The 18420-nt window shown below is 70.0% G+C and carries 17 protein-coding genes; 6 read left to right on the forward strand and 11 right to left on the reverse strand.

The annotated features are described in order from the left end of the window. Positions 1-195 precede the first annotated feature (195 nt). A complete protein-coding gene (locus tag ACFQRD_RS09230) occupies positions 196-1350 on the forward strand; it encodes a TM2 domain-containing protein (RefSeq protein WP_377803906.1) in 1155 nt (384 codons plus the stop codon). 94 nt (positions 1351-1444) lie between these two features. On the opposite strand, the gene ACFQRD_RS09235 is transcribed toward ACFQRD_RS09230, so the two are convergent. Genes ACFQRD_RS09235 through ACFQRD_RS09260 form a run of 6 tightly spaced genes read right to left on the reverse strand, consistent with a single transcriptional unit; the run spans position 1445 to position 7860 of the window. Further along, on the reverse strand, positions 1445-2155 hold the full coding sequence (locus ACFQRD_RS09235; RefSeq protein WP_377803908.1) for an urease accessory protein UreD: 711 nt from the start codon (positions 2153-2155) through the stop codon (positions 1445-1447). Continuing rightward, on the reverse strand, positions 2152-3036 hold the full coding sequence (ureG, locus tag ACFQRD_RS09240) for an urease accessory protein UreG (protein WP_377804087.1): 885 nt from the start codon (positions 3034-3036) through the stop codon (positions 2152-2154). The genes ACFQRD_RS09235 and ureG overlap by 4 nt, the downstream gene beginning before the upstream one ends. Before the next feature lie 31 nt (positions 3037-3067). Further along, complete coding sequence (locus tag ACFQRD_RS09245; RefSeq protein WP_377803910.1) at positions 3068-3736, reverse strand: urease accessory protein UreF; 669 nt, start codon at positions 3734-3736, stop codon at positions 3068-3070. A 3-nt stretch (positions 3737-3739) separates the two neighbouring features. Then, positions 3740-5443 carry an urease subunit alpha gene (locus tag ACFQRD_RS09250; RefSeq protein WP_377803912.1) on the reverse strand — a complete coding sequence of 568 codons (1704 nt, stop codon included), beginning with the start codon at positions 5441-5443 and terminating at the stop codon, positions 3740-3742. Continuing rightward, a complete protein-coding gene (ureA, locus tag ACFQRD_RS09255; RefSeq protein WP_377804089.1) occupies positions 5443-6114 on the reverse strand; it encodes an urease subunit gamma in 672 nt (223 codons plus the stop codon). Before ureA ends, ACFQRD_RS09250 begins: the two co-directional genes overlap by 1 nt. 54 nt (positions 6115-6168) lie before the next feature. Further along, complete coding sequence (locus tag ACFQRD_RS09260; RefSeq protein WP_377803914.1) at positions 6169-7860, reverse strand: purine-cytosine permease family protein; 1692 nt, start codon at positions 7858-7860, stop codon at positions 6169-6171. Positions 7861-8196: 336 nt separating this feature from the next. Here ACFQRD_RS09260 and ACFQRD_RS09265 point away from each other — a divergent pair, with 336 nt between their 5' ends. The 4 genes from ACFQRD_RS09265 to ACFQRD_RS09280 all read left to right on the forward strand — a co-directional run bounded on the left by ACFQRD_RS09265 (position 8197) and on the right by ACFQRD_RS09280 (position 11924). Continuing rightward, positions 8197-8610 (forward strand): ArsR/SmtB family transcription factor, encoded by a 414-nt coding sequence (locus ACFQRD_RS09265; protein ID WP_377792776.1) that lies wholly within the window; start codon positions 8197-8199, stop codon positions 8608-8610. Between the two features lie 84 nt (positions 8611-8694). Then, positions 8695-9912: a FecCD family ABC transporter permease gene (locus ACFQRD_RS09270; protein WP_377803916.1), complete on the forward strand. Its 1218-nt coding sequence runs from the start codon at positions 8695-8697 to the stop codon at positions 9910-9912. A 174-nt stretch (positions 9913-10086) separates the two neighbouring features. Further along, positions 10087-11148 (forward strand): ABC transporter substrate-binding protein, encoded by a 1062-nt coding sequence (locus ACFQRD_RS09275; RefSeq protein ID WP_377803918.1) that lies wholly within the window; start codon positions 10087-10089, stop codon positions 11146-11148. Continuing rightward, positions 11145-11924 carry an ABC transporter ATP-binding protein gene (locus ACFQRD_RS09280; RefSeq protein ID WP_377803920.1) on the forward strand — a complete coding sequence of 260 codons (780 nt, stop codon included), beginning with the start codon at positions 11145-11147 and terminating at the stop codon, positions 11922-11924. The genes ACFQRD_RS09275 and ACFQRD_RS09280 overlap by 4 nt, the downstream gene beginning before the upstream one ends. On the opposite strand, the gene ACFQRD_RS09285 is transcribed toward ACFQRD_RS09280, so the two are convergent. The 4 genes from ACFQRD_RS09285 to ACFQRD_RS09300 all read right to left on the reverse strand — a co-directional run bounded on the left by ACFQRD_RS09285 (position 11919) and on the right by ACFQRD_RS09300 (position 16366). Beyond that, entirely contained in the window at positions 11919-12989 is a 1071-nt protein-coding gene (locus tag ACFQRD_RS09285; RefSeq protein WP_377803922.1) for a MalY/PatB family protein, read from the reverse strand. The genes ACFQRD_RS09280 and ACFQRD_RS09285 overlap by 6 nt on opposite strands. 156 nt (positions 12990-13145) lie before the next feature. Further along, the gene (locus tag ACFQRD_RS09290; RefSeq protein ID WP_377018981.1) at positions 13146-13946 is read right to left on the reverse strand and encodes a TIM barrel protein; all 801 of its coding nucleotides are present in this window, start codon (positions 13944-13946) and stop codon (positions 13146-13148) included. Between the two features lie 3 nt (positions 13947-13949). Further along, entirely contained in the window at positions 13950-15341 is a 1392-nt protein-coding gene (locus ACFQRD_RS09295) for an Nramp family divalent metal transporter (RefSeq protein ID WP_377018980.1), read from the reverse strand. A 47-nt stretch (positions 15342-15388) separates the two neighbouring features. Continuing rightward, positions 15389-16366 carry a 3-hydroxyacyl-CoA dehydrogenase family protein gene (locus tag ACFQRD_RS09300; protein WP_377018979.1) on the reverse strand — a complete coding sequence of 326 codons (978 nt, stop codon included), beginning with the start codon at positions 16364-16366 and terminating at the stop codon, positions 15389-15391. 278 nt (positions 16367-16644) lie between these two features. Between ACFQRD_RS09300 and ACFQRD_RS09305 the strand changes: the two genes are divergently transcribed. Continuing rightward, positions 16645-17382 (forward strand): GntR family transcriptional regulator, encoded by a 738-nt coding sequence (locus ACFQRD_RS09305; protein WP_377018978.1) that lies wholly within the window; start codon positions 16645-16647, stop codon positions 17380-17382. 80 nt (positions 17383-17462) lie between these two features. Here the strand turns inward: ACFQRD_RS09305 and ACFQRD_RS09310 are convergent, their stop codons facing one another. After that, the gene (locus ACFQRD_RS09310) at positions 17463-18410 is read right to left on the reverse strand and encodes a D-2-hydroxyacid dehydrogenase (protein ID WP_377803924.1); all 948 of its coding nucleotides are present in this window, start codon (positions 18408-18410) and stop codon (positions 17463-17465) included. Between the last annotated feature and the right edge of the window lie 10 nt (positions 18411-18420).

Consider the following 18420-nt stretch of genomic DNA (forward strand, 5'->3'; position numbering starts at 1 on the left):
CAGGGCATCAGAAAGGGTAGCTTCCGGTCGCGCTCCGCTTCAGACGGCGGCGCCAAGATTTGGTGGATCATCGCCGTCGCGCTAAACGGTCGACAAGACGAGTCGGTTACGTTTCGGCTACCGCCGCGTTCCGGACATGTCCGACTCCGTACGATTCTCGAGTCAGCACGCAACCAACCCGGAGGTCCACAACGCATGAGCGCTCAACCACTCGAGGAGGGGCGGCGGGACGCCACTCGAGCACTTGCAATTGCTCTACTGTCGGTCTTCCTCGGATTTATCGGCATTGACCGATTCGTCAACGGCAACATTCTGGCCGGCGTACTCAAGCTCCTGACAGTCGGCGGCGCCGGAATTTGGTGGCTCGTCGATGTCGTGATATTCGGCTGGCGAGCCTACTTATCATGGAGAGCGACTCAAAGAACGGATGACTACCGGCCCGACGCGACTCCCGCACGCTCAGTGGCTGCTGCCGGCCAGAGACGGGGCCACGTGCCGCCGTCGCCGCGCGGAGCGGCCGTGTCGCCGTGGGTTCCGACTACGCGCCACGTCGACGTCGTCGGCGAGTACTACCGCCTGGAGTCGTACGACAAGATCCTCGCGACGGAGCCGCGAACTGGACAGACGGTCCGGCTCGAGAAGACGGCAGCTCTCTATCCCGACCCCCATAATCCTCATAGCAGCGGCACCGCAGTGGCGGTGTGGATCGATGGCCTCCACGCAGGATTTCTTCCCGCCGAACTGTCCAGTCGCTACTCGACAGCTCTGCGCGAGATGGCTGAGAAATCTGGCACCTACCTCGAGGTCCCGGCCCGCGTCGCCGCGTGGTACCAGACTCGAAATCGTCGCTGGGATGTGCAGACCAGCATTGGGTTGCCGGAACCCGAGGATCTGAGGCCGCACAACGCAATGCCGGTCGGGGACTGCGAGATCGTCCCGACCGGCCGCGTCATACAGGTGACCAAGGAGAACGAGCATATGGACGTGCTCGGACCTCTCACAACGCCGGGTCACGCCGTCCCACTTGCGGCAACGCTGCGCCCAGCATGGTCGGGAGCTCGAGGCACTGTCCGCACCGTGGAAGTCATGATCGACGGAGAAGCCGTCGGTGAATTCTCAAGCCAGACGGGTTCGCAGACGGTTGACCTTGTTGAACTTATCTTAGATGCGGGCCGCATTCCTGTCGTGCGAGCGACCCTTGAAGGCAATAATCTCGGAGCCGAGCTGAAGGTACGCATGCAACGGACGGCCGAGTTCGACCATTCCCGGGTTGAGCAGCTTCGTGAACTCGCTCGAGTACGGCGTGCCAACACGACACATCGCGGTGAAGAGTTCGACTGGAACGACTAGTACTACGTGGCGCCCGCCATTCCCGTGAGCACATCGGTCGTAACGTACTGCGGGTCAGCGAGGGCCTGGTGAACTCAAGCTGACCCCAGAGGGCTCACAGCGCCCACGCCTCGAACTGCGCCTCCACCCCGGTGCTGTGCGCTCGGTCCGCCACCGCCCGCGCGATCGCGCCGGGCGCGTCGAGTTCGAGAATGGTCGGCGCGGCTACGGCTGCGTTGCCCTGCGCTCCGGACTCCGGCCGCCGCCCCAGCAGGATCGCGCTGTCGAGCACCCGATGTTCGCCCAGCACTCCGGCCAGCGGCTCTGTCCCGGACAGCGCCAGGTCCTCGAGCAGCAGGGCCGCGCCCAGGGCAGTGCGAGCGTGCATGCGCGCCATGAGTTCACCGCCTCGCTCCGCCGTGCGACCCAGCACGAGCGTCTCCCGCAGCAGCAGCCACGCATCCTCCCCCAGGGCGATGGTGGTGTCGCGGTCTACCTCGGCGCCGTCGGTGACGACGAAGGGGTGCGCCCGCCAGATCAGCGAGCCGCCGTCCTCCACGACGATGCGCACGTCGAAACGGCTGCGGGAACCGCGGCTCTCGTAGGCGACGGTGCCGCCGACGTCCTCGATCTCCAGGGCGCAGCCTGCCCCGACGTGGACGTCCACGGTCACATGATCGCCGCCGAGGAGCATCGCTCCGCCCGCGACGAGGGCCACGTGCGCCGAGTTCTGGCCCCGGGTGACGAGCCGCGGCTGCAACAGGCCGGCTTCCAGGTCGAGCCGGACCGCTCCGCCACCCGAGGGCTCGATACAGATCCGCGTCATGCGGAGGCAGCCGGAGCCGGTGCGCTGCCTTCCGCCTCGCTCGTCCCAGCCCCGTCATATCCGGCTCGCTCGCCCGGGTGGGCGTGGTCGTGCCCGCCGCCGGCGCTGTCGCCTGCATGGGCATGGTCGTGATCGCCGTCCTCATGCGAATGGAGGAATCCGCCGTCCGCATCGGCGTGGAAGTGCGGGGCCATCGGACCCGGGTCCTGCGGCTCGTGGGTGCCGGAGCGCTGGGCGGCGAGCACCTCGAGGACCCACGCCTTCAGCGCGGCGACGGTGTCCTCGAGCTGGCGGGAGACGGCCAGAACGGGCCCGCCCTCGCGGGCCTCGGTCGCATCGGCGACCATCTGCTGGACGTCCACGCCGACGTGCGGCGCAAGGTCGACCTTGTTGACCACGAGCATATCCGCGCGGCCGATGCCGGGACCGCCCTTGCGGGCCACGTCACCGCCTCCGGCCACATCGAGCACGAAGATCTGGGCGTCGACCAGTGCCGGGGAGAACGTGGCGGTGAGGTTGTCGCCGCCGGATTCGACGAGAACCAGGTCCAGCGGGGCGAAGTCGCGTTCGAGGTCCTCGACGGCGGTGAGGTTCATGGTGACGTCGTCGCGGATCGCGGTGTGCGGGCAGGCGCCGGTCTCCACGGCCCGGATGCGGTCGGGATCGAGGACGCCGGCGGAGCGGAGGAAGCGGGCGTCCTCGTCGGTGTAGATGTCGTTGGTGATCACGCCGATGCGGATCTCATCGGCCAGGGCGCGGCAGATGGTCGCGATCAACGAGCTCTTGCCGGTGCCGACGGGGCCGGCCACGCCCAGGCGCAGTGCGCGCTGGGGCGTCTCTCCGGGAGCCGAAGCGCGGGTCGTGGCGGCCGTCGTGGACACGGCGGGAGTCGCGGCGGTGGGGGCAGTGTTCTCAGGCACGGAAGAGCCTCCTGGGCAGTTGCGTCTGGGCTTCGGCCCAGCCTTCGGTCAGTGGGGCCCCGGTGCAGGGGATCTGCGCCGGGTCGGTGAGCGCGGCGAGCGCGGCCACCTGGGGTTCAAGCCGCCCGCAGGCCTCGAGGACGAGGCGGGTGGCGGCGCGGGGATCGGACGGTTCGAGCTTCAATCCGGCGGCGACGACGGTCTGGGCGTCGTCGTAGGCGACCAGACGGACGAGGTCGGCGGCGCCGAGACCGGCCGCGGCGGCGATGAGTCCGAGCACGATCGGTCGGGGCAGGCGGGCGGCGGGGACGGCGCCCGGCCAGAGCACGTCGGCCAGGCGGCGCAGGCCATCGCCGAGGGCCACGGTGATCTCGCGCTGGGCGCGGCTCGGGGTGCGGGCGGCCCATTCGGCGTGCAGACGCTCGATCCGCGCGTCCTCCGGCGCCGCGGACGCACGCGAGCCCTGCAGCCCCAGCTGCCGGGCGACCACGGCGGTGCCCGCCTCGACCGGGACGACCGTGAGCATCCGCGAAGTGAGGTAGTCCCCCACCTGGGCAGGCTCGAGCTCCGTGCGCAGAGCTGCCTCGAGCGCATTGGAGGTGACATGGGCGCCGACGGGCAGACGGGAGTCCGCCAGCAGCATCGCCAGGGTCGAACTCATCGATCAGAACATCTGGTACAGCTGGGCGAGGGGCAGCTCCGTGGCGGGCGCGGGCTCGACCGGCTCACCGTCGATGCTGATCTCGAAGGTGTCCGGCCGAATGTCGATGCGCGGCAGGGCATCGTTGTTCTTCAGGTCCGCCTTGGTGACCTCGCGGGTCGAGGCGACCGGGAGCAGCTGGCGCTGCAGCCCCAGGCGATCGCGCAATCCGTCCTCGAGGGCCGACGGCGCGACGAAGGAGACGGAGGTGCGTGCCCCGATCGCGTCGCCGAAGGCGGGTCGCATGAGCACCGGCTGCGGGGTGGGGATCGAGGCGCCCGGGTCCCCGAGCGCTGCCCAGGCGATAGTGCCGCCCTTGAGCACGAGCGAGGGGCGGGAGCCGAAGAACCGCGGATCCCACAGCACGAGGTCAGCCATCTTCCCCGGCTCCACGGATCCGATGTGCGCATCGACGCCGTGGGCGACCGCGGGGTTGATCGTGTACTTCGCGACGTAGCGGCGGGCGCGTTCGTTGTCGGCCGGGAGGGTGTCCCCGAGCGACCCGAGGCGCTGCTTCATCACGTGGGCGACTTGCCAGGTGCGGGTGATGACCTCGCCGATCCGGCCCATCGCCTGGGCGTCCGAGGACGTGATCGACAGCGCGCCCATGTCGTGCAGGATGTCCTCTGCGGCGATGGTGGTGGCGCGGATGCGGGACTCGGCGAAGGCGAGATCCTCGGGGACGGACGCCTTGAGGTGGTGGCACACCATGAGCATGTCCAGGTGCTCGGCGACGGTGTTCGCGGTGTGCGGAAGGGTCGGGTTCGTCGAACCCGGCAGCACGTTGGGCAGGGAGGCGATCTCCAGGATGTCCGGGGCGTGACCGCCGCCGGCGCCCTCGATGTGGAAGGCGTGGATGCTGCGCCCGCCGATCGCCTCGATCGTGGACTCGACGAACCCCGCCTCGTTCAGCGAGTCCGAGTGCAGGGCGACCTGCAGGCCATGCTCCCCGGCGGCTCGGAGCGAGACATCGATGGCGGCGGGCGTCGCGCCCCAGTCCTCGTGGACCTTGTACCCGGCGGCGCCTCCGAGCGCCTGCTCGGCGAGCCCCTCGGCGGAAACGGTGTTTCCTTTGCCCAGCAGCAGCAGGTTCACCGGCAGCTGGTCGAAGGCCTGGTGCATGGTGGCCAGGTGCCAGGCACCCGGCGTGACGGTGGTGGCGCGGCTGCCCTCGGAGGGGCCGGTGCCTCCGCCGCCGACGGTGGTGATCCCGGTGGCGAGAGCCTCGTGGATCTGGGAGGGCGAGAGCAGGTGCACGTGCATGTCGAAGCCGCCCGCGGTGAGGATCTTGCCCTCCCCGGCGATGACGTCGGTCGACGGGCCGATCTGCAGATCCGGGTGGATCCCGTCGGAGACGTCGGGGTTGCCTGCCTTGCCGAGCGCGACGATGCGCCCCTCGCGCAGGCCGACGTCGGCCCGCACCACACCCCAGTGATCGAGCACCACAGCGTTGGTGATGACGGTGTCCGGTGCGCCCTGGCCACGGGTGGTCCCGCCCTGGCCCATCGATTCACGGATCGACTTGCCGCCGCCGAAGACGGCTTCCTCACCGCCGACGGTGCGGTCCTCCTCGACCTGGATCCACAGGTCCGTGTCACCCAGGCGCAACTGGTCGCCGGCGGTGGGACCGTACAGGGCGGCGTAGCGGGCAGCGCTGATCGTGACCATCACTCACACCTCCTTCTCGCGAGTGGCCGACGGGGCGGATCCGCCCTCTGCCGACGGGCCGGCCCCGTCAACGGCTGGGGCCGACTGCCTGCCGTCGGCCGAGGGCCCCCTTGTCGGATCTGTATGCCGGGCACGCGGCGCGCCCCGCCGAGCCGCACCAGGTCCAGCTCGCGGGAGGCGCCGGGCTCGAAGCGCATCGAGGTGCCGGCAGGGATGTCGAGCCGGAACCCCCGGGCGGCCTCGCGGTCGAAGGAGAGCGCGGAGTTCACGTCCGGCAGGTGGATGTGCGAGCCGATCTGGATCGGTCGATCCCCCGTGTTCTCGAACACCAGGGTCAGCCGGTCCTCCTCCGCGCGCTGGTTCAGGACGCGCTCCCCGTCGGCTGTCCTCAGCGCGCCGGGGCCGTCACCGGCGCCGGCTCCGTCGATGGGGTCGTGGATGGTCACCAGCTTGCGACCGTCGGGGAAGGTCGCCTCGATCTGGACGTCGGCCAGCAGAGAGGGAACGTCTTCCATCACCTGCTCCCGGGTCAGAACACGCCGGCCCTCCACCATGAGCTCCTCGACGCTGCGGCCCTCACGGGCACGCTCGATCACCCAGCAGCTCAGCAGCGCGACCGTCTCGGGGTGGTTCAGACGCACCCCGCGCTCGAGACGGTCCCGTGCCACCATGCCCGCGGTGGCCAGCAGCAGCTTCTCGGTGTCGGCCGGCGTGAACTTCACGAATCACTCCTTGGGGAGAACATGCTCTCCGGTGCGGTCGGTGGTCAGGGCGAGGGAGCTGAGGTAGAGCTTCTCACCCTCGGGGCCCACCTTGGCGGAGGCGATCATGTCCGGCCGCTCGAAGTCCATGCCGGTGACATGGCAGTACAGGGTCTCGCCCGACGGGTTGCCGTCCTCGTCGTACATCGGCTCCTCGATGCCGTCGTCGGTGCGGCGGAGGTAGAAGCGGCCCTGGGTGGCGATCGCCATCAGCGGCGTGACGACCACGGCGATGCCGACGGCGAACAGCGGGGAGAAAGGCTGGACGGCCGGGCCGAAGGCTCCGAAGAAGATCGCGATCGAGACACCGGCCGAGAGCACCAGCGCGACGATCCCCACGGGATTCCAGTCGTGGATCATGCCGCGGCGGAACTCCGGCTTCTTCGGCGAGAGCTTCAGGATGTACTTGTTGATGACGATGTCGGTGGCCACCACGATGATCCAGGACATGGCCACGTTGGCGTAGAAGCTGAGGATCGAATCGAGGAAGTCGAACATGTTCGCTTCCATGAGGATCAGCGCGATCCCCAGGTTCACGCCCAGGAACACCAGCCGGCCCGGGTAGCGCTTGGTGACGCGGGTGAAGGAGTTCGTCCAGGCCAGGGACCCGGAGTAGGCGTTGGTGACATTGATCTTGATCTGGGAGATGACCACCAGGATCACCGCGAGCACCAGAGCGATCCACCCGGGCATGAGCTGCTCGTAGGTGGTCAGGAACTGCTGGACGGGCTCGTTGGCGTACTCGCGGGCGCCGGGGATGTTGGCGACCAGGTACACAGCCAGGAACATACCCAGGATCTGCTTGATCGCTCCGAAGATGACCCAGCCGGGCCCGCCCAGGATCGTTGCCGCCCACCACGAACGGCGGTTCGCCGCGGTGCGCGGCGGCATGAACCGCAGGTAGTCGATCTGCTCGGCGATCTGCGCGATCAGTGAGAGGCACACGCCCGCGGCGAGCATCGCGGCGGCGAAGCTGACACCGCCCTCACCGTCCTCGCCGCCGTAGTCGAAGAAGGTCTCGACCGAGCCGGGATGGGAGAAGACGAGGTAGGCGACCGGGATAACCATCAGCACCAGCCACACCGGGGTGGTGGCCACCTGCAGTTTGGACAGAGCCTTCATGCCGTACATGACCAGCGGGAAGATGATCAGGGTGGAGACGAGATAGCCGATCCAGCGAGGGATCCCCAAGCCGAGGAAGAGACCCTGGGCCATGATCGAGCCCTCGGTGGCGAAGAAGATGAACGTGAACGAAGCGAAGATGACGTTCGTGATCACCGAGCCGTAGTAGCCGAACCCGGAGCCGCGGGTGATGAGGTCCAGATCGAGGTTGTAGCGGGCGGCGTAGTAGGCCAGCGGGAATCCGCTGAGGAAGATGATCCCGGCGGCCACGAGGATGCCGATCAAGCCGTTGATCGTGCCGTGGTTCAGGGCGATGTTCGCGCCGATGGAGAAGTCGGCGAGGTAGGCGATGCCTCCGAGGGCGGAGGTCGCGACCACGGCCGGGGTCCACTGGCGGTAGGAGCGCGGGGCGAAGCGGAGGGTGTAGTCCTCGAGGCTCTCGGCGGTGGCGGCGCGGGCGTCGGCCGACACCGTCGGGGCCGGAGCGCCGGGCGGTGGGCTGGCGGGGGTCGCGTTGTCGGCGTCGATGCTCATCGGGCCTCTCCTTCGGGGGACGGGGCCTGCGGGGACAGACTCTGCGGGGGACGGATGCTGCGGGGAGCAGTGCGGGGACGTGCCGCGGGCGAGAGGAGGAACCGCCTCGCCCGCGACCTGGGAACCGTAGGGATGTTGTGAAGCCGACGCCTCCCGCGGAATGCGCCGTGACCCGACCGTGACCCGCCGTCTCATGAATGCAGCTCTTGAATCGATCCGGCGACGTGCTGCGCGCTTTCCGAGAGCCCGCCGGCCTGTGTGCTCCGTCGCGGGAAGCGGCACCCTGCGCTGTGACGTCACGGAGCGCTATGCCAGCCGGCGTCTACAGTGACCGTCATGAGCAGCCCTGCGCCCACCGGCCCTCTCCCCGACTGCCCGACGCACACCCGCACGGGCGAGAGCGCCGCCACGGACGACGCACTGGTGGGCGAGCTGCGCGACATGCTCGCGAGCGTGGGGAGCATGGAGGAGATCGCCTCTCGGATGGCGCTGCTCTCCGATCCGCGCCGGCTGCAGATCCTGTTCTGCATCCACGCTCATCCCGGAGTGCGCTCGACCGATATCGCGCGCGCGATCGAGGCTCGGGAGTCGACCACCTCCCACGCCCTCGCCCTGCTGCGTGAGGCCGGATGGGTGAGTGCCGAGCGTGCCGGCCGGGAGATCCGCTACGAGATCAGTGATGGCCTCGCTCATGAGCTGTTGCACCGTCTGGGTTCGGCGCATCTGCCGGGAGTGCATCACCCCGAGTGAGGGCGTGGTGCCGCGCCGGTCACGTTCGGGTCACGGCGCGGACGGAGCCGGTGCCCCGGCGGCGATATTTGTACCCTCATGCAAGTGACCTCGAACCTGCCGTCCGTCCCGCAGCCGCCGGACGCGGTTGCCCCGGGACGTGCAGCCCGCTCCCCAATCGCGCTCCCGTCCGCGCACGACCCTGTCTCACCGCCGCGCGATAGGGGTCCCGCCAGGGATCGCCCCACCCAGGACTCCCTGGGCGTCCGCGCCCGCGACCGCCGCTCAACCCTCCTGCTCCTCGGCCTCGCCCTCGCCGTGCTGGCCAGCCTCGTGCTGACCATGGGCGTCGGCCCCGTCGCGATCCCCGCGGCCGCCACCTGGCAGGTCCTCACCCACCATCTCGGCGCTCCCGCCTGGCTTTCGCCGCAGGCCGCCGCCGCGGCCGATCCGGCGACCGACGCGATCGTCTGGACTGTGCGCCTGCCCCGCGTGCTGATGGGCGCGGCCGTCGGCGCCTGCCTGGCGATCTGCGGCGCGACGCTGCAGGCTCTGGTGCGCAACATGCTGGCCGACCCTTACATCCTGGGCATCTCCGGCGGCGCCTCCACCGGGGCTGCCGGGGCGATCCTGTTCGGCGTCGGCGCAGCGCTGGGCGACTATGCGCAGGGAGTGCTCGCCTTCGCCGGAGCGCTGGGGGCGGCGCTGCTGGTGTTCCTGATCGCCCGCACCGGCGGACGCGTCACCTCGCTGCGGCTGCTGCTGTCCGGCGTGGCGGTGGGCTACGCCCTCTCGGCGGCGACGAACCTGCTGATCTTCTCCTCCGACTCCGCGGAGGGCTCCCGCTCGGTGATGTTCTGGATGCTCGGCTCCCTCTCGCTCGCGCAGTGGAACGCGTTCCTCGCCCTCGCCGCGGCGGCCGCGGTGCTCGGCGCCGCCGTGCTGACCTTCTTCTCCACCACCCTCGACGCCCTCAGCGCCGGCGACGAGACCGCCCACGGCCTGGGCATCGACCCTGACCGCGCCCGCATCGGATTCCTGGTGGTGGTCTCGATGTGCACCGCAGCGGCAGTGGCCGGCGCCGGCGCGATCGGGTTCGTCGGCCTGGTGATCCCGCATCTGGCTCGCCGAGTGGTCGGGGCCCGGCACCGGGTGCTGATCCCGGCGAGCGCGCTGCTGGGCGCGCTGTTCCTGCTGTGGGCCGACGCGCTGGCCCGCGTGATCATGCCGCCGCAGGAACTGCCGATCGGCGTGCTGACCGCGGCCGTCGGCGCCCCGTTCCTGCTGGTCCTCGTGCGCCGGCTCTACGCCCAGCGGCACTGAGCCGGCCCGCGCGGCTCGCCATCGCCTGTCCGACGCACGTCTCTCACCGCCCCTCTGTCCCCGCCCCCACCTCCTTCTCTCCCCGCACCGCTCCCCTATCTCCCCGCTCCCTCGTCTCTCCTCGCCCCGCACACCCTCGCCCCTCACTCCCGCCGCACCGTGATCGGAGGTCCCATGGACCGTCGCCACTTCTCCCTCACCGCTCTCACCGCCCTCGCCACGCTCGGAACGGCCGCCTGCTCCGGCGGCTCGGCCACAGAAGCTTCGGACGCGGGCGGCACCGGCGCGGGTCGGTCCGCTGCGGAGGGCTCCGACGGCTGCGGCACGACCGCGACCGGCTTCCCACTGCAGATCGAGAACTGCGAGAGCCAGCTGAGCTTCGATGCCCCGCCGCACCGGATCATGCTGCTGGAGACCGCCCCCGTGACCACACTGGACGGCCTCGGGGCACTCGATCTGGTGATAGGCCGCGCGGGGACCTTCTCCCCCGGCTACTACAGCGAGGAGCTCTCTGCCCGCATCGAGCAGATCCCCGCGCTGTCGGAGGACGTCGACGCCGCAGGCCACCTCCAGATCTCCCAGGAGCTGGTCATCGCCCAGCAGCCGGACCTGGTGCTGGGCCTGCCCGATGGCATCACCCGGGAGGGCATGCGGGCCGCCGGCGCCGAGGTGCTGGTCCAGAACGTCTTCTGCGCCGGCACCGAGCGCGCGAGCTTCGAGCAGCTCGACGAGGAGATCGCCGTGTACGGGCAGATCCTGGACCGCGCGGAGCCGGCCGAGCGGCTCACCACCGAGCTGCACGAGCGCATCGACGCGGTCACCGCCGCCGCGCAGCAGAACCCGTCGGCCGCCCGCACCGCCGCGGTGCTGTACCCCTCGGTCGGCGGCGGCCCGCTGTACGCCTACGGCGCCGCCAGCATGGTCACCGCGCAGCTGGACGCTCTGGGCCTCGCCAACGTCTTCGAGGACACCGCCGAGCGCGTCTTCGAGGTCGGCGCCGAGCCGCTGCTGGAGGCGGATCCGGACATCGTCATCGTGCTCCACAAGGGACAGAGCGACGGCAGCGAGATCGCCCGGGAGATGGTCGCCTCCGACCGGCTCTCCAGTCTGCGCGCCGTCACGGAGCAGGCGATGCTGCCGCTGCTGTTCAACTTCTGCGAACCGGCCTCACCGCTGGTCGTCGACGGCCTGGAGCGGATCCACACATGGCTGGCCGAGCAGGAGCCCGCCGCATGAGGCCGCTGCTGGAGGCCACCGGGCTGCACCATGCTTTCGGGACCCACGCCGTGCTGCGCGGGGTGGACATCACCGCCGGCGAGGGCGAGGTGGTGGGCCTCGTCGGCCCCAACGGCAGCGGCAAGACGACCGCCCTGAGAATCCTGCACCGGGCGCTGGTGCCCCAGTCCGGGCGAGTGCTGCTGGATGGCCAAGATCTGGCTTCGTGCACGAGCCGCGAACGCGCCCGGCAGATCGCGGTGATGGCGCAGGAGGCGCCCGGCGATGTCCCGCTGACCGTGGCCGACGTGGTGCTGCTGGGACGCATCCCCCATCGCGGATCCTTCGGCGGCCGCACCGAGGAGGATCTCGCCGTCGCCGCCGACGCCCTGCGCCGCACCGGCGCCGAGCAGCTGGCCCGCCAGGAGTTCGGCAGCCTCTCCGGCGGCGAGCGCCAGCGCGTGCTGATGGCGCGCGTGCTCGCCCAGCAGGCGCGCCTGCTGCTGCTGGATGAGCCCACCAACCACCTGGACATCGGCTCCCAGCACCAGGTGCTCACCCTCGTGCGCGAACAGGGCGCGGCCACCGTGGTGGTGCTGCACGACCTCAACCTCGCCGCCCGCTACTGCGACCGGGTGATCGTGCTGGCAGGCGGCCGGGTCCAGGCCGACGGCCCACCACAGGACGTGCTCCGCCCGGAGCTCGTCGGCTCGCTGTACGACGTCGGCGTGGACCGTCGCATCGCCGAAGATCTCGTCCCGCAGTTCCTGTTCCGCCCGCCGAAGGAGACCTCATGACGGGTCGAGGGCCCTCGCAATCCGGGTGATCGCCTCGAGCAGGTACGAGTGCAGGGACCCGTCGACGTCGTAGGCGCGCAGATCGAGCCAGGCGACGTAGGTGCCTTCCATCGTCGTGACCGAGGCGCGGGGAAGCAGTTCGGCGACCAGGGCAGAGAGCTCGTCGCGGTTGCGCCGCAGATATTCGACGATGTCGCCGAGCCAGTCCTCTCCCTCCGTGTATGCGGCCGAGGTCGCGGCCAGGCCCAGGTTTGCGGCGCCGTGCTCGACGAAGTGACCGACTGCGCGCCAGTGCTTCCGGTCGGCATCGTTGCTGGTGATCATCTGGGCGCACTTCAGCCCCGGAAGGTTGAAGGCCTTGGAGGCGGCGACGGCCGTGATGGTGTGGTTCGCAGTGGTTTCGCTGAGGGAGGCGTAGGAGATGTGGGAGCCGCTGAGCACCAGTGGCATCCAGATCTCGTCGGAGAAGACCCGGCCGCCCTTGCGGTCCACGAGCTCGGCGATCTGCTCGAGCTCCTCGCGGGTGAGCACTCGCCCGGTGGGATTGCCCGGATTGCACAGCACGAGCAGCTCCCCGCCGGCGTCGAAGGCCGCTTCGAGGGCCTCGAGGTCGTAGCGGTACTGGTTCGTCTCCGCATCCAGCGCCATCTCGACCTCGATGACCTCACGCCCGATCAGCGGCGGCAGCAGCAGGAAGGGCATGTAGGCCGGGGTGGGGACGATGATCTTCGAGTCCGGAGACGTGAACGAGTCGATGGCCGCCTGGTACACCGTGATCACATCGGGCATCTCGTGGATGTCCTCGGGCGGGACTTCCCAGCCGGCATGGCGCCGTACGAACTCCGCCGTGGCCGCCTGCATCTCCGCCTTCAGGTCACCGGGCAGGTATCCGAACGCGCCGCGGTCGACCTCGCGGTGCAGACGGTCGGTGATGGGCTGGGCGACGCCGTAGTCCATCTCGGCGACGAACGCGCCGATCACGCCGTCGCCCCGGACCCATTTGGTGGCGCCGGTGGCGGTCAGATCCTCATAGGTGATCGCATCGAGCTGTTCGGTGGTGGGCACTGGGGCTCCTGGGGTCGAGGCATGCGGCGCACAGAGGTGGCGGTTCCGACGGCGCATCTTCTCACGGAGCCCTCGGTTGCGGTCCCTTCGGTGCGCGCAGTCGGGCTCTCCCGCCCTTCGCCGGCCGTATTCGGCCAGGCGAGCGGACGATAGCGCTCACAGTCGCGAAGCGACCTCGCGGGCCAGGAGCGGCTGCTCCCCGGAGCATTCGATGCCGATCCTGCCCTGGTAACCGCGACGGCGCAGATCGTGGAGCCAGGTCCGCAGAGGAAGCTCGCCCGTACCTGGCCACCCGCGTCCGGGGGCGTCGGCAACCTGGACGTGGCCGATCAGCGCCGGGTCGGGCATGCCCCCCTCCAGAACGGCATCGCGCTGGACCGCCGCGTGATAGATGTCGAGCAGGACGTCCACATCGGCAGCTCCCGCGCCGCGGGCCTCCACAGCGAGCGTCCGGGCGTCCGCGAACGAGGTCAACGCGGCACGGGCGAACCCGGAGAGCGGCTCCAGCACGATCCGCGCCCCGCTGGCGGCGACCATCGGGGCGATGCGCACCAGGTTGTGCAGCGCCGTCTCGAACTCTTCCGGTGTCGGCGGCCCCGGTTCGGCGAGGTTGCCCGCCATGGGGTTGTACCGGCGCACGCCCAGGCGCCGGCCGACGCCGATCGCCGTCTCCGCCGCACGGGCGAAGTCGTCCTCCCGCCCCGGCACGCACAGCAGACCGCGGTCGTCGACCGAGGGCCCGCCACCCGGGAAGTTCAGCAGCACCAGCTCGACCTCGGCGCGGCGGATGCTGTCGACGAAGGCGGCGATCTCGCTCTCGTCGGGGTGCTGGGCCGCGAACGGCCACCAGAACTCCACGGCCTCGAAGCCCAGGTCTCTCGCCCGAGCGGCGCGCTCACGCAGTGGCGTGGACTGCAGCGACAGCGAGCAATTCAGCGACAGGTCACGAGCGTCCATGGCTCAGAACTGGTCGATCAGCGTGACGATGCCGATGCCGAACGCGACGACGGCGGAGAGGGCGAAGTAGACCGTGAAGGCCCATCCGTCGCGCAGCCGCGCGTCGGTCTGCGTCCGTCCCAGGTAGACCACCGCGATCACCACCGCCATCAGCCAGAAGGCGTTGACGATGCCGGCGATGATCACCATCGTCAGCGGTGCCTGCAGCCCGTAGGCGAATCCGCCCCAGACCAGAGGCAGGCCGACGATGAAGATCCGCACCCACCGGTCACGCGCCGCGGCGTCCTCCCACCGGAACGCACCGACCATGGCGAGGGTGTTCGTCATCTGGCGCGCGAAGCCGGGCGTGTTGGCCAGCACCGTCTTGAAGAGGGCGACACCGGCGCCGAGCAGGAAGAACACCTCCGCCCAGGTGCCGAGGGTGTCGGTGAAGATCCGCGAGATCGTCGCCAGGACGTCGGTACCCTCGGGCCGCAGTCCCTGGGGGTGCAGCACGGCGGCGCCGAGGACGTAGAACGCGACGGTCGAGACGGTGTAGATGACCCACGAGAGCCAGGCGTCCTTCTTCATCACGGAGATCCACCCGCGGGCGCGGTCGGCCCACTCCTGGGAGCCGTCATTCGGTCCCGCCCAGGCGGCGTAGCCCTTCTCGACGCACCAGTAGGTGTACTTGGTGATCTCGTCGGCGCCGATGCCGGTGAAGCCGAAGACGGCCAGGGCCAGACCCATCGCGCCGGCCGAGAGCTGGAAGGACAGCCCCTGGCCGACGTCCATCAGGGTCCAGGAGAACTGGGTGAACTGCAGACCGATGACCAGAGCCAGCACGCAACCGGTGACGACCACGACCAGGACGGTGCACAGCCGCTCGACGAGCTCGTACTTGTTGGTCACCTGGATCGCGATGGTGGCGGCGACGATGGCGATGATCCAGAACGCCAGGGACGGGGCCGACAGCGGTGCGCCGAGCACGGGCAGGGCGGCGGAGAACGCGAAGGCTGCGGCCGACAGCACCCCGCCCTGCCCGATGATGCCCTGGGTGAAGTTCAGCAGACCCAGGTAGGTCATCCAACTCCTGCCGAACAGCTTCGGGGCGACGTCGTTGTAGCCGGTGACCGAGGACTTCCCGGTGGAGATGCTCCAGCGGGCCAGTTCGATCTGGACGCCGACCTTCACGATGGTCGACAGCAGGATCACCCACAGCAGGATGAACCCGACCTCGGCGCCGAGCGCGGTGGCGGTGATGAGCTCACCGGAACCGACAACGGCGGCGCTGGTGACCATTCCGGGACCGAGGAATCTCAGCGAGGGTCTCCAGCCCCGTGGCGGCTCGAGGATCTTGCTCGTGTCGCGCACGTAGGGGTCGGCTTTGATGACGGGCATGGTCGCGTCGGTCACGTCGTCTCCGTTGATCGCGTGGAAATCTGGGCTGGGGTGGGAGTAGGTCAGTGCTGGGTGGCGCCGGCGGAGGGAGGGGCGCCGAGATCGTCCTGGAGTCCCTGCATCCGCACGTACGCGTGGTCGCGGTAGCCCTGGATCGCGGCGCGGGTGTCCTCGTCGTACTCGCCGAGCAGACCCCGGCCGGACTTCATGCCGAGCGCGCCCTCGGCGACTGCCGACTCCAGCGCGGCAGGCGGGGCCATGCGGTCGCCGAACGCGTCGCGGAGTATCCCGAAGCACTTGGCGTAGACGTCGACACCCGCCTGGTCGACCATCGAGAACGGTCCGACCAGGCCGAGCCGGAATCCGAAGCTGTTGCGCACCAGGGTGTCGATGGCCTCCATCGAGGCCACGCCTTCCTCCACGACCCGGAAGGCCTCGCTGACCATGGCGTACTGGATGCGGTTGACGACCATGCCCGGAGTGTCCCCGACCACGGCGGGACGCTTTCCCGCGCGTTCGAGCACACGCACGACGGCCTCGACGACGGCCTCGTCGGTGTCCTCGCTCGCGACCACTTCGGCTCCCGGCACGAAGGGTGCCGGGTTGAAGAAGTGGATGGTCAGGAAGCGCTCCGGGGCGGTCACGGCGGATCGCAGGGTGTTCACCGAGATGGTCGAGGTGTTCGTGCCGATGATCGTGTCTGGGCGTGCATGGGCGGAGGCCCGCTCGAGGACCTCGCTCTTGACGTCGACGTCCTCGAACACGGCCTCGATGATGAGGTCGGCCTGACCGGCGGCCTCCTCCACGGAGTCGGCGGCGTGCAGATGACGGTCGACCGCGTCTGCCGCGCCCGAGGCGAAGAGCTCACGGGCCTCGAACTCGCGGCTCTGGGCGACGAGGCGGTCGCGGGCAGCCGCGGCCACCTCGGCGCTCTGGTCGGCCAGCTGGACGGTGAATCCGGCCGCGGCGAAGACCTGCGCGATCCCTCCTCCCATGTAGCCGGAGCCGAGCACGGCGACCGTGCGAACCTCGCGTGGCATGGTGTGTCCTCTCGTGTGCTGTTCGGCGCGGGGCGCCGTGCTGACGGTGCGACCGACCGCCCTCGATGTCTGCAGGACCGCCTGCACGGGACGGCGAGGACGAACGGCTGAGCGACTCCGGCACGGCCGGCTCGACGGTGAGTGCCAGGGGATGAGTGCGCGATGCGATTCGCGGCGTGCGCCACGCAACACGATCTCGTAGAGAATATACGATCTACGATCTACGTCAAGCGCGATGACGCCCGTCCGACCATCGGGACACGGCTACCCTCATGGGCATGGAAACTCGCGACGAGCCCGGGGTGCCGGCCAGTTCCCTCATGCCGACGTCCCGCAGTCCTGCTCGCTCTGACCTGCGTGAATACGTCTACGACAGCATCTTGGAGATGCTGCTGCGCGACGACGCCCCTCCGGGCGCGCGCCTGTCGATCAGCACCATCGCCGAGCAACTCGACGTCTCCCCCACCCCGGTGCGCGAGGCCCTGGTCCAGCTGGAGCGCACGGGCCTGGTCACGCGCACGGTCCGCAAGGGATACCGGGTCTCTCCGCCGCTGGGACAGGATCAGCTGGCCGAACTGTTCACGGCGCGCGAGATGCTCGAATGCACCGCCGTCCGGCTCGCCGCGGCCGCGTCCCCGGCGGCGCTGCTCCCCGAGCTGCGCGCCGCACAGGAACAGCACCGCCGCGCCGGGGAGGCCGTGATCACGGCGCTCGACTCCGGGCGGCGCGACGTGTCGCTGGCTGCGGACTACTTCGCCCGCGACCGCGAGTTCCACGAGGTGATCTTCCGTCACTGCGGGAACCGCTACCTGATGGAGATGTCGCAGGATCTCGGTTCGCTGGTGCATCGGCTGCGACGCATGGTCCACCGGGGCGTCACCGACGTCCGGGAAGCGATCGGCGAGCACGAGGCGATCATCGACGCTCTCGAGAGCGGCGACGCAGCGGCCGGCGAATCGGCCATGCGTGAGCACATCCGGAACGTCATCGAGCGGTCGACGAGCGACCAGGCGTAGTCCGGAGCCGCCGGGCTCGGCTCCCGGTGCGCGGCTACGTGCTGTCGTCGCCCGGGCACCGCCCCTCAGCGCCCTACACGTCAGTACCCCGCATCCCGATCCACGATGTTGCGCAGCTCCTCGCCCCGCACCCACCGCCGGACGTTCTCGAGCATGATCTGCCGGCCGCGTTCGACCGTCGCCGGTGTGGTCGCCGCATTGTGCGGGGTGATGATGGCGCCCGGGGCGTTCCACAGCGGGCTGCTCACCGGCAGGGGTTCGACCGCGTGGGCGTCTATGCCGGCCCCGCCGAGGTGACCCGAGCGCAAAGCATCGACAAGGGCGTCCTCGTCGACGATCCCGCCGCGGGAGGTGACGATGATCGCGGATCCCGGCGGCATCAGCGCGATCTCCGCGGCGCCGATCATTCCCGTCGTCTCAGGGGTCAGCGGGGCCGTCACCACCAGCATGTCGCTGGTGCTCAGCAGATTGCGCAGCCCGTCGGCGCCGTACCGCAGACTCACCAGTCCGTCGCACTCCGCTTCGCCCCGGCGGCGCAGGGCCGTCACCTGCATGTGGCAGGCCCGGGCCTTGGCTGCGAGATCCTTGCCGCTGTGGCCGTACCCGATGATCCCGAGGCGCGTCCCGGCGAGTTCTCCGTGCACACGCCGCTGCCAGACGTGACGCTGCTGCGCCGCGGCCCAGGCGGGGGCATCGCGGCTGATCATGAGCATCAGCATGAGGGCGTGCTCGGCAAGGGGGATCGCTCCGTTGCCGGCTGCGGAGGTCAGCGTGACCATGGCGGGCACGGAGCCGGGCCGCAGCCACGCGTCGACTCCCGCGGCAGTGCTGTGGACCCATTCGAGGGACGGGAAGGCTCGCAGGCCGCTGCTGGGAGACGCCCCCAGCAGCGCGCGGACGTCGTCCGCGGGCTCGCCCGCGTCCAGGTCCGCCACGCTCTCGCCGGCGGCCTCCCGGATCGCCTCGAGGTCCGCACGAGCGCTGCCGGTCACCCCGATCCGCGCCGGGCTAGCGGCCCACGCGCTCATGCCGCTGCCG

Source organism: Brachybacterium sp. GCM10030268 (assembly GCF_042666305.1).
GTDB lineage: Bacteria > Actinomycetota > Actinomycetes > Actinomycetales > Dermabacteraceae > Brachybacterium.

Excerpts from the sequence above, each read along its gene's own strand:
- ACFQRD_RS09235 (WP_377803908.1), bottom strand. The coding sequence starts at position 2,155 with ATGACGCGGATCTGTATCGAGCCCTCGGGTGGCGGAGCGGTCCGGCTC.
- ACFQRD_RS09265 (WP_377792776.1), top strand. The coding sequence starts at position 8,197 with ATGAGCAGCCCTGCGCCCACCGGCCCTCTCCCCGACTGCCCGACGCAC.
- ACFQRD_RS09245 (WP_377803910.1), bottom strand. The coding sequence starts at position 3,736 with ATGAGTTCGACCCTGGCGATGCTGCTGGCGGACTCCCGTCTGCCCGTC.
- ACFQRD_RS09280 (WP_377803920.1), top strand. The coding sequence starts at position 11,145 with ATGAGGCCGCTGCTGGAGGCCACCGGGCTGCACCATGCTTTCGGGACC.
- ACFQRD_RS09260 (WP_377803914.1), bottom strand. The coding sequence starts at position 7,860 with ATGAGCATCGACGCCGACAACGCGACCCCCGCCAGCCCACCGCCCGGC.
- ACFQRD_RS09310 (WP_377803924.1), bottom strand. The coding sequence starts at position 18,410 with ATGAGCGCGTGGGCCGCTAGCCCGGCGCGGATCGGGGTGACCGGCAGC.
- ACFQRD_RS09305 (WP_377018978.1), top strand. The coding sequence starts at position 16,645 with ATGGAAACTCGCGACGAGCCCGGGGTGCCGGCCAGTTCCCTCATGCCG.
- ACFQRD_RS09250 (WP_377803912.1), bottom strand. The coding sequence starts at position 5,443 with ATGGTCACGATCAGCGCTGCCCGCTACGCCGCCCTGTACGGTCCCACC.
- ureA (WP_377804089.1), bottom strand. The coding sequence starts at position 6,114 with ATGGTGGCACGGGACCGTCTCGAGCGCGGGGTGCGTCTGAACCACCCC.
- ACFQRD_RS09300 (WP_377018979.1), bottom strand. The coding sequence starts at position 16,366 with ATGCCACGCGAGGTTCGCACGGTCGCCGTGCTCGGCTCCGGCTACATG.
- ACFQRD_RS09275 (WP_377803918.1), top strand. The coding sequence starts at position 10,087 with ATGGACCGTCGCCACTTCTCCCTCACCGCTCTCACCGCCCTCGCCACG.
- ACFQRD_RS09290 (WP_377018981.1), bottom strand. The coding sequence starts at position 13,946 with ATGGACGCTCGTGACCTGTCGCTGAATTGCTCGCTGTCGCTGCAGTCC.
- ACFQRD_RS09230 (WP_377803906.1), top strand. The coding sequence starts at position 196 with ATGAGCGCTCAACCACTCGAGGAGGGGCGGCGGGACGCCACTCGAGCA.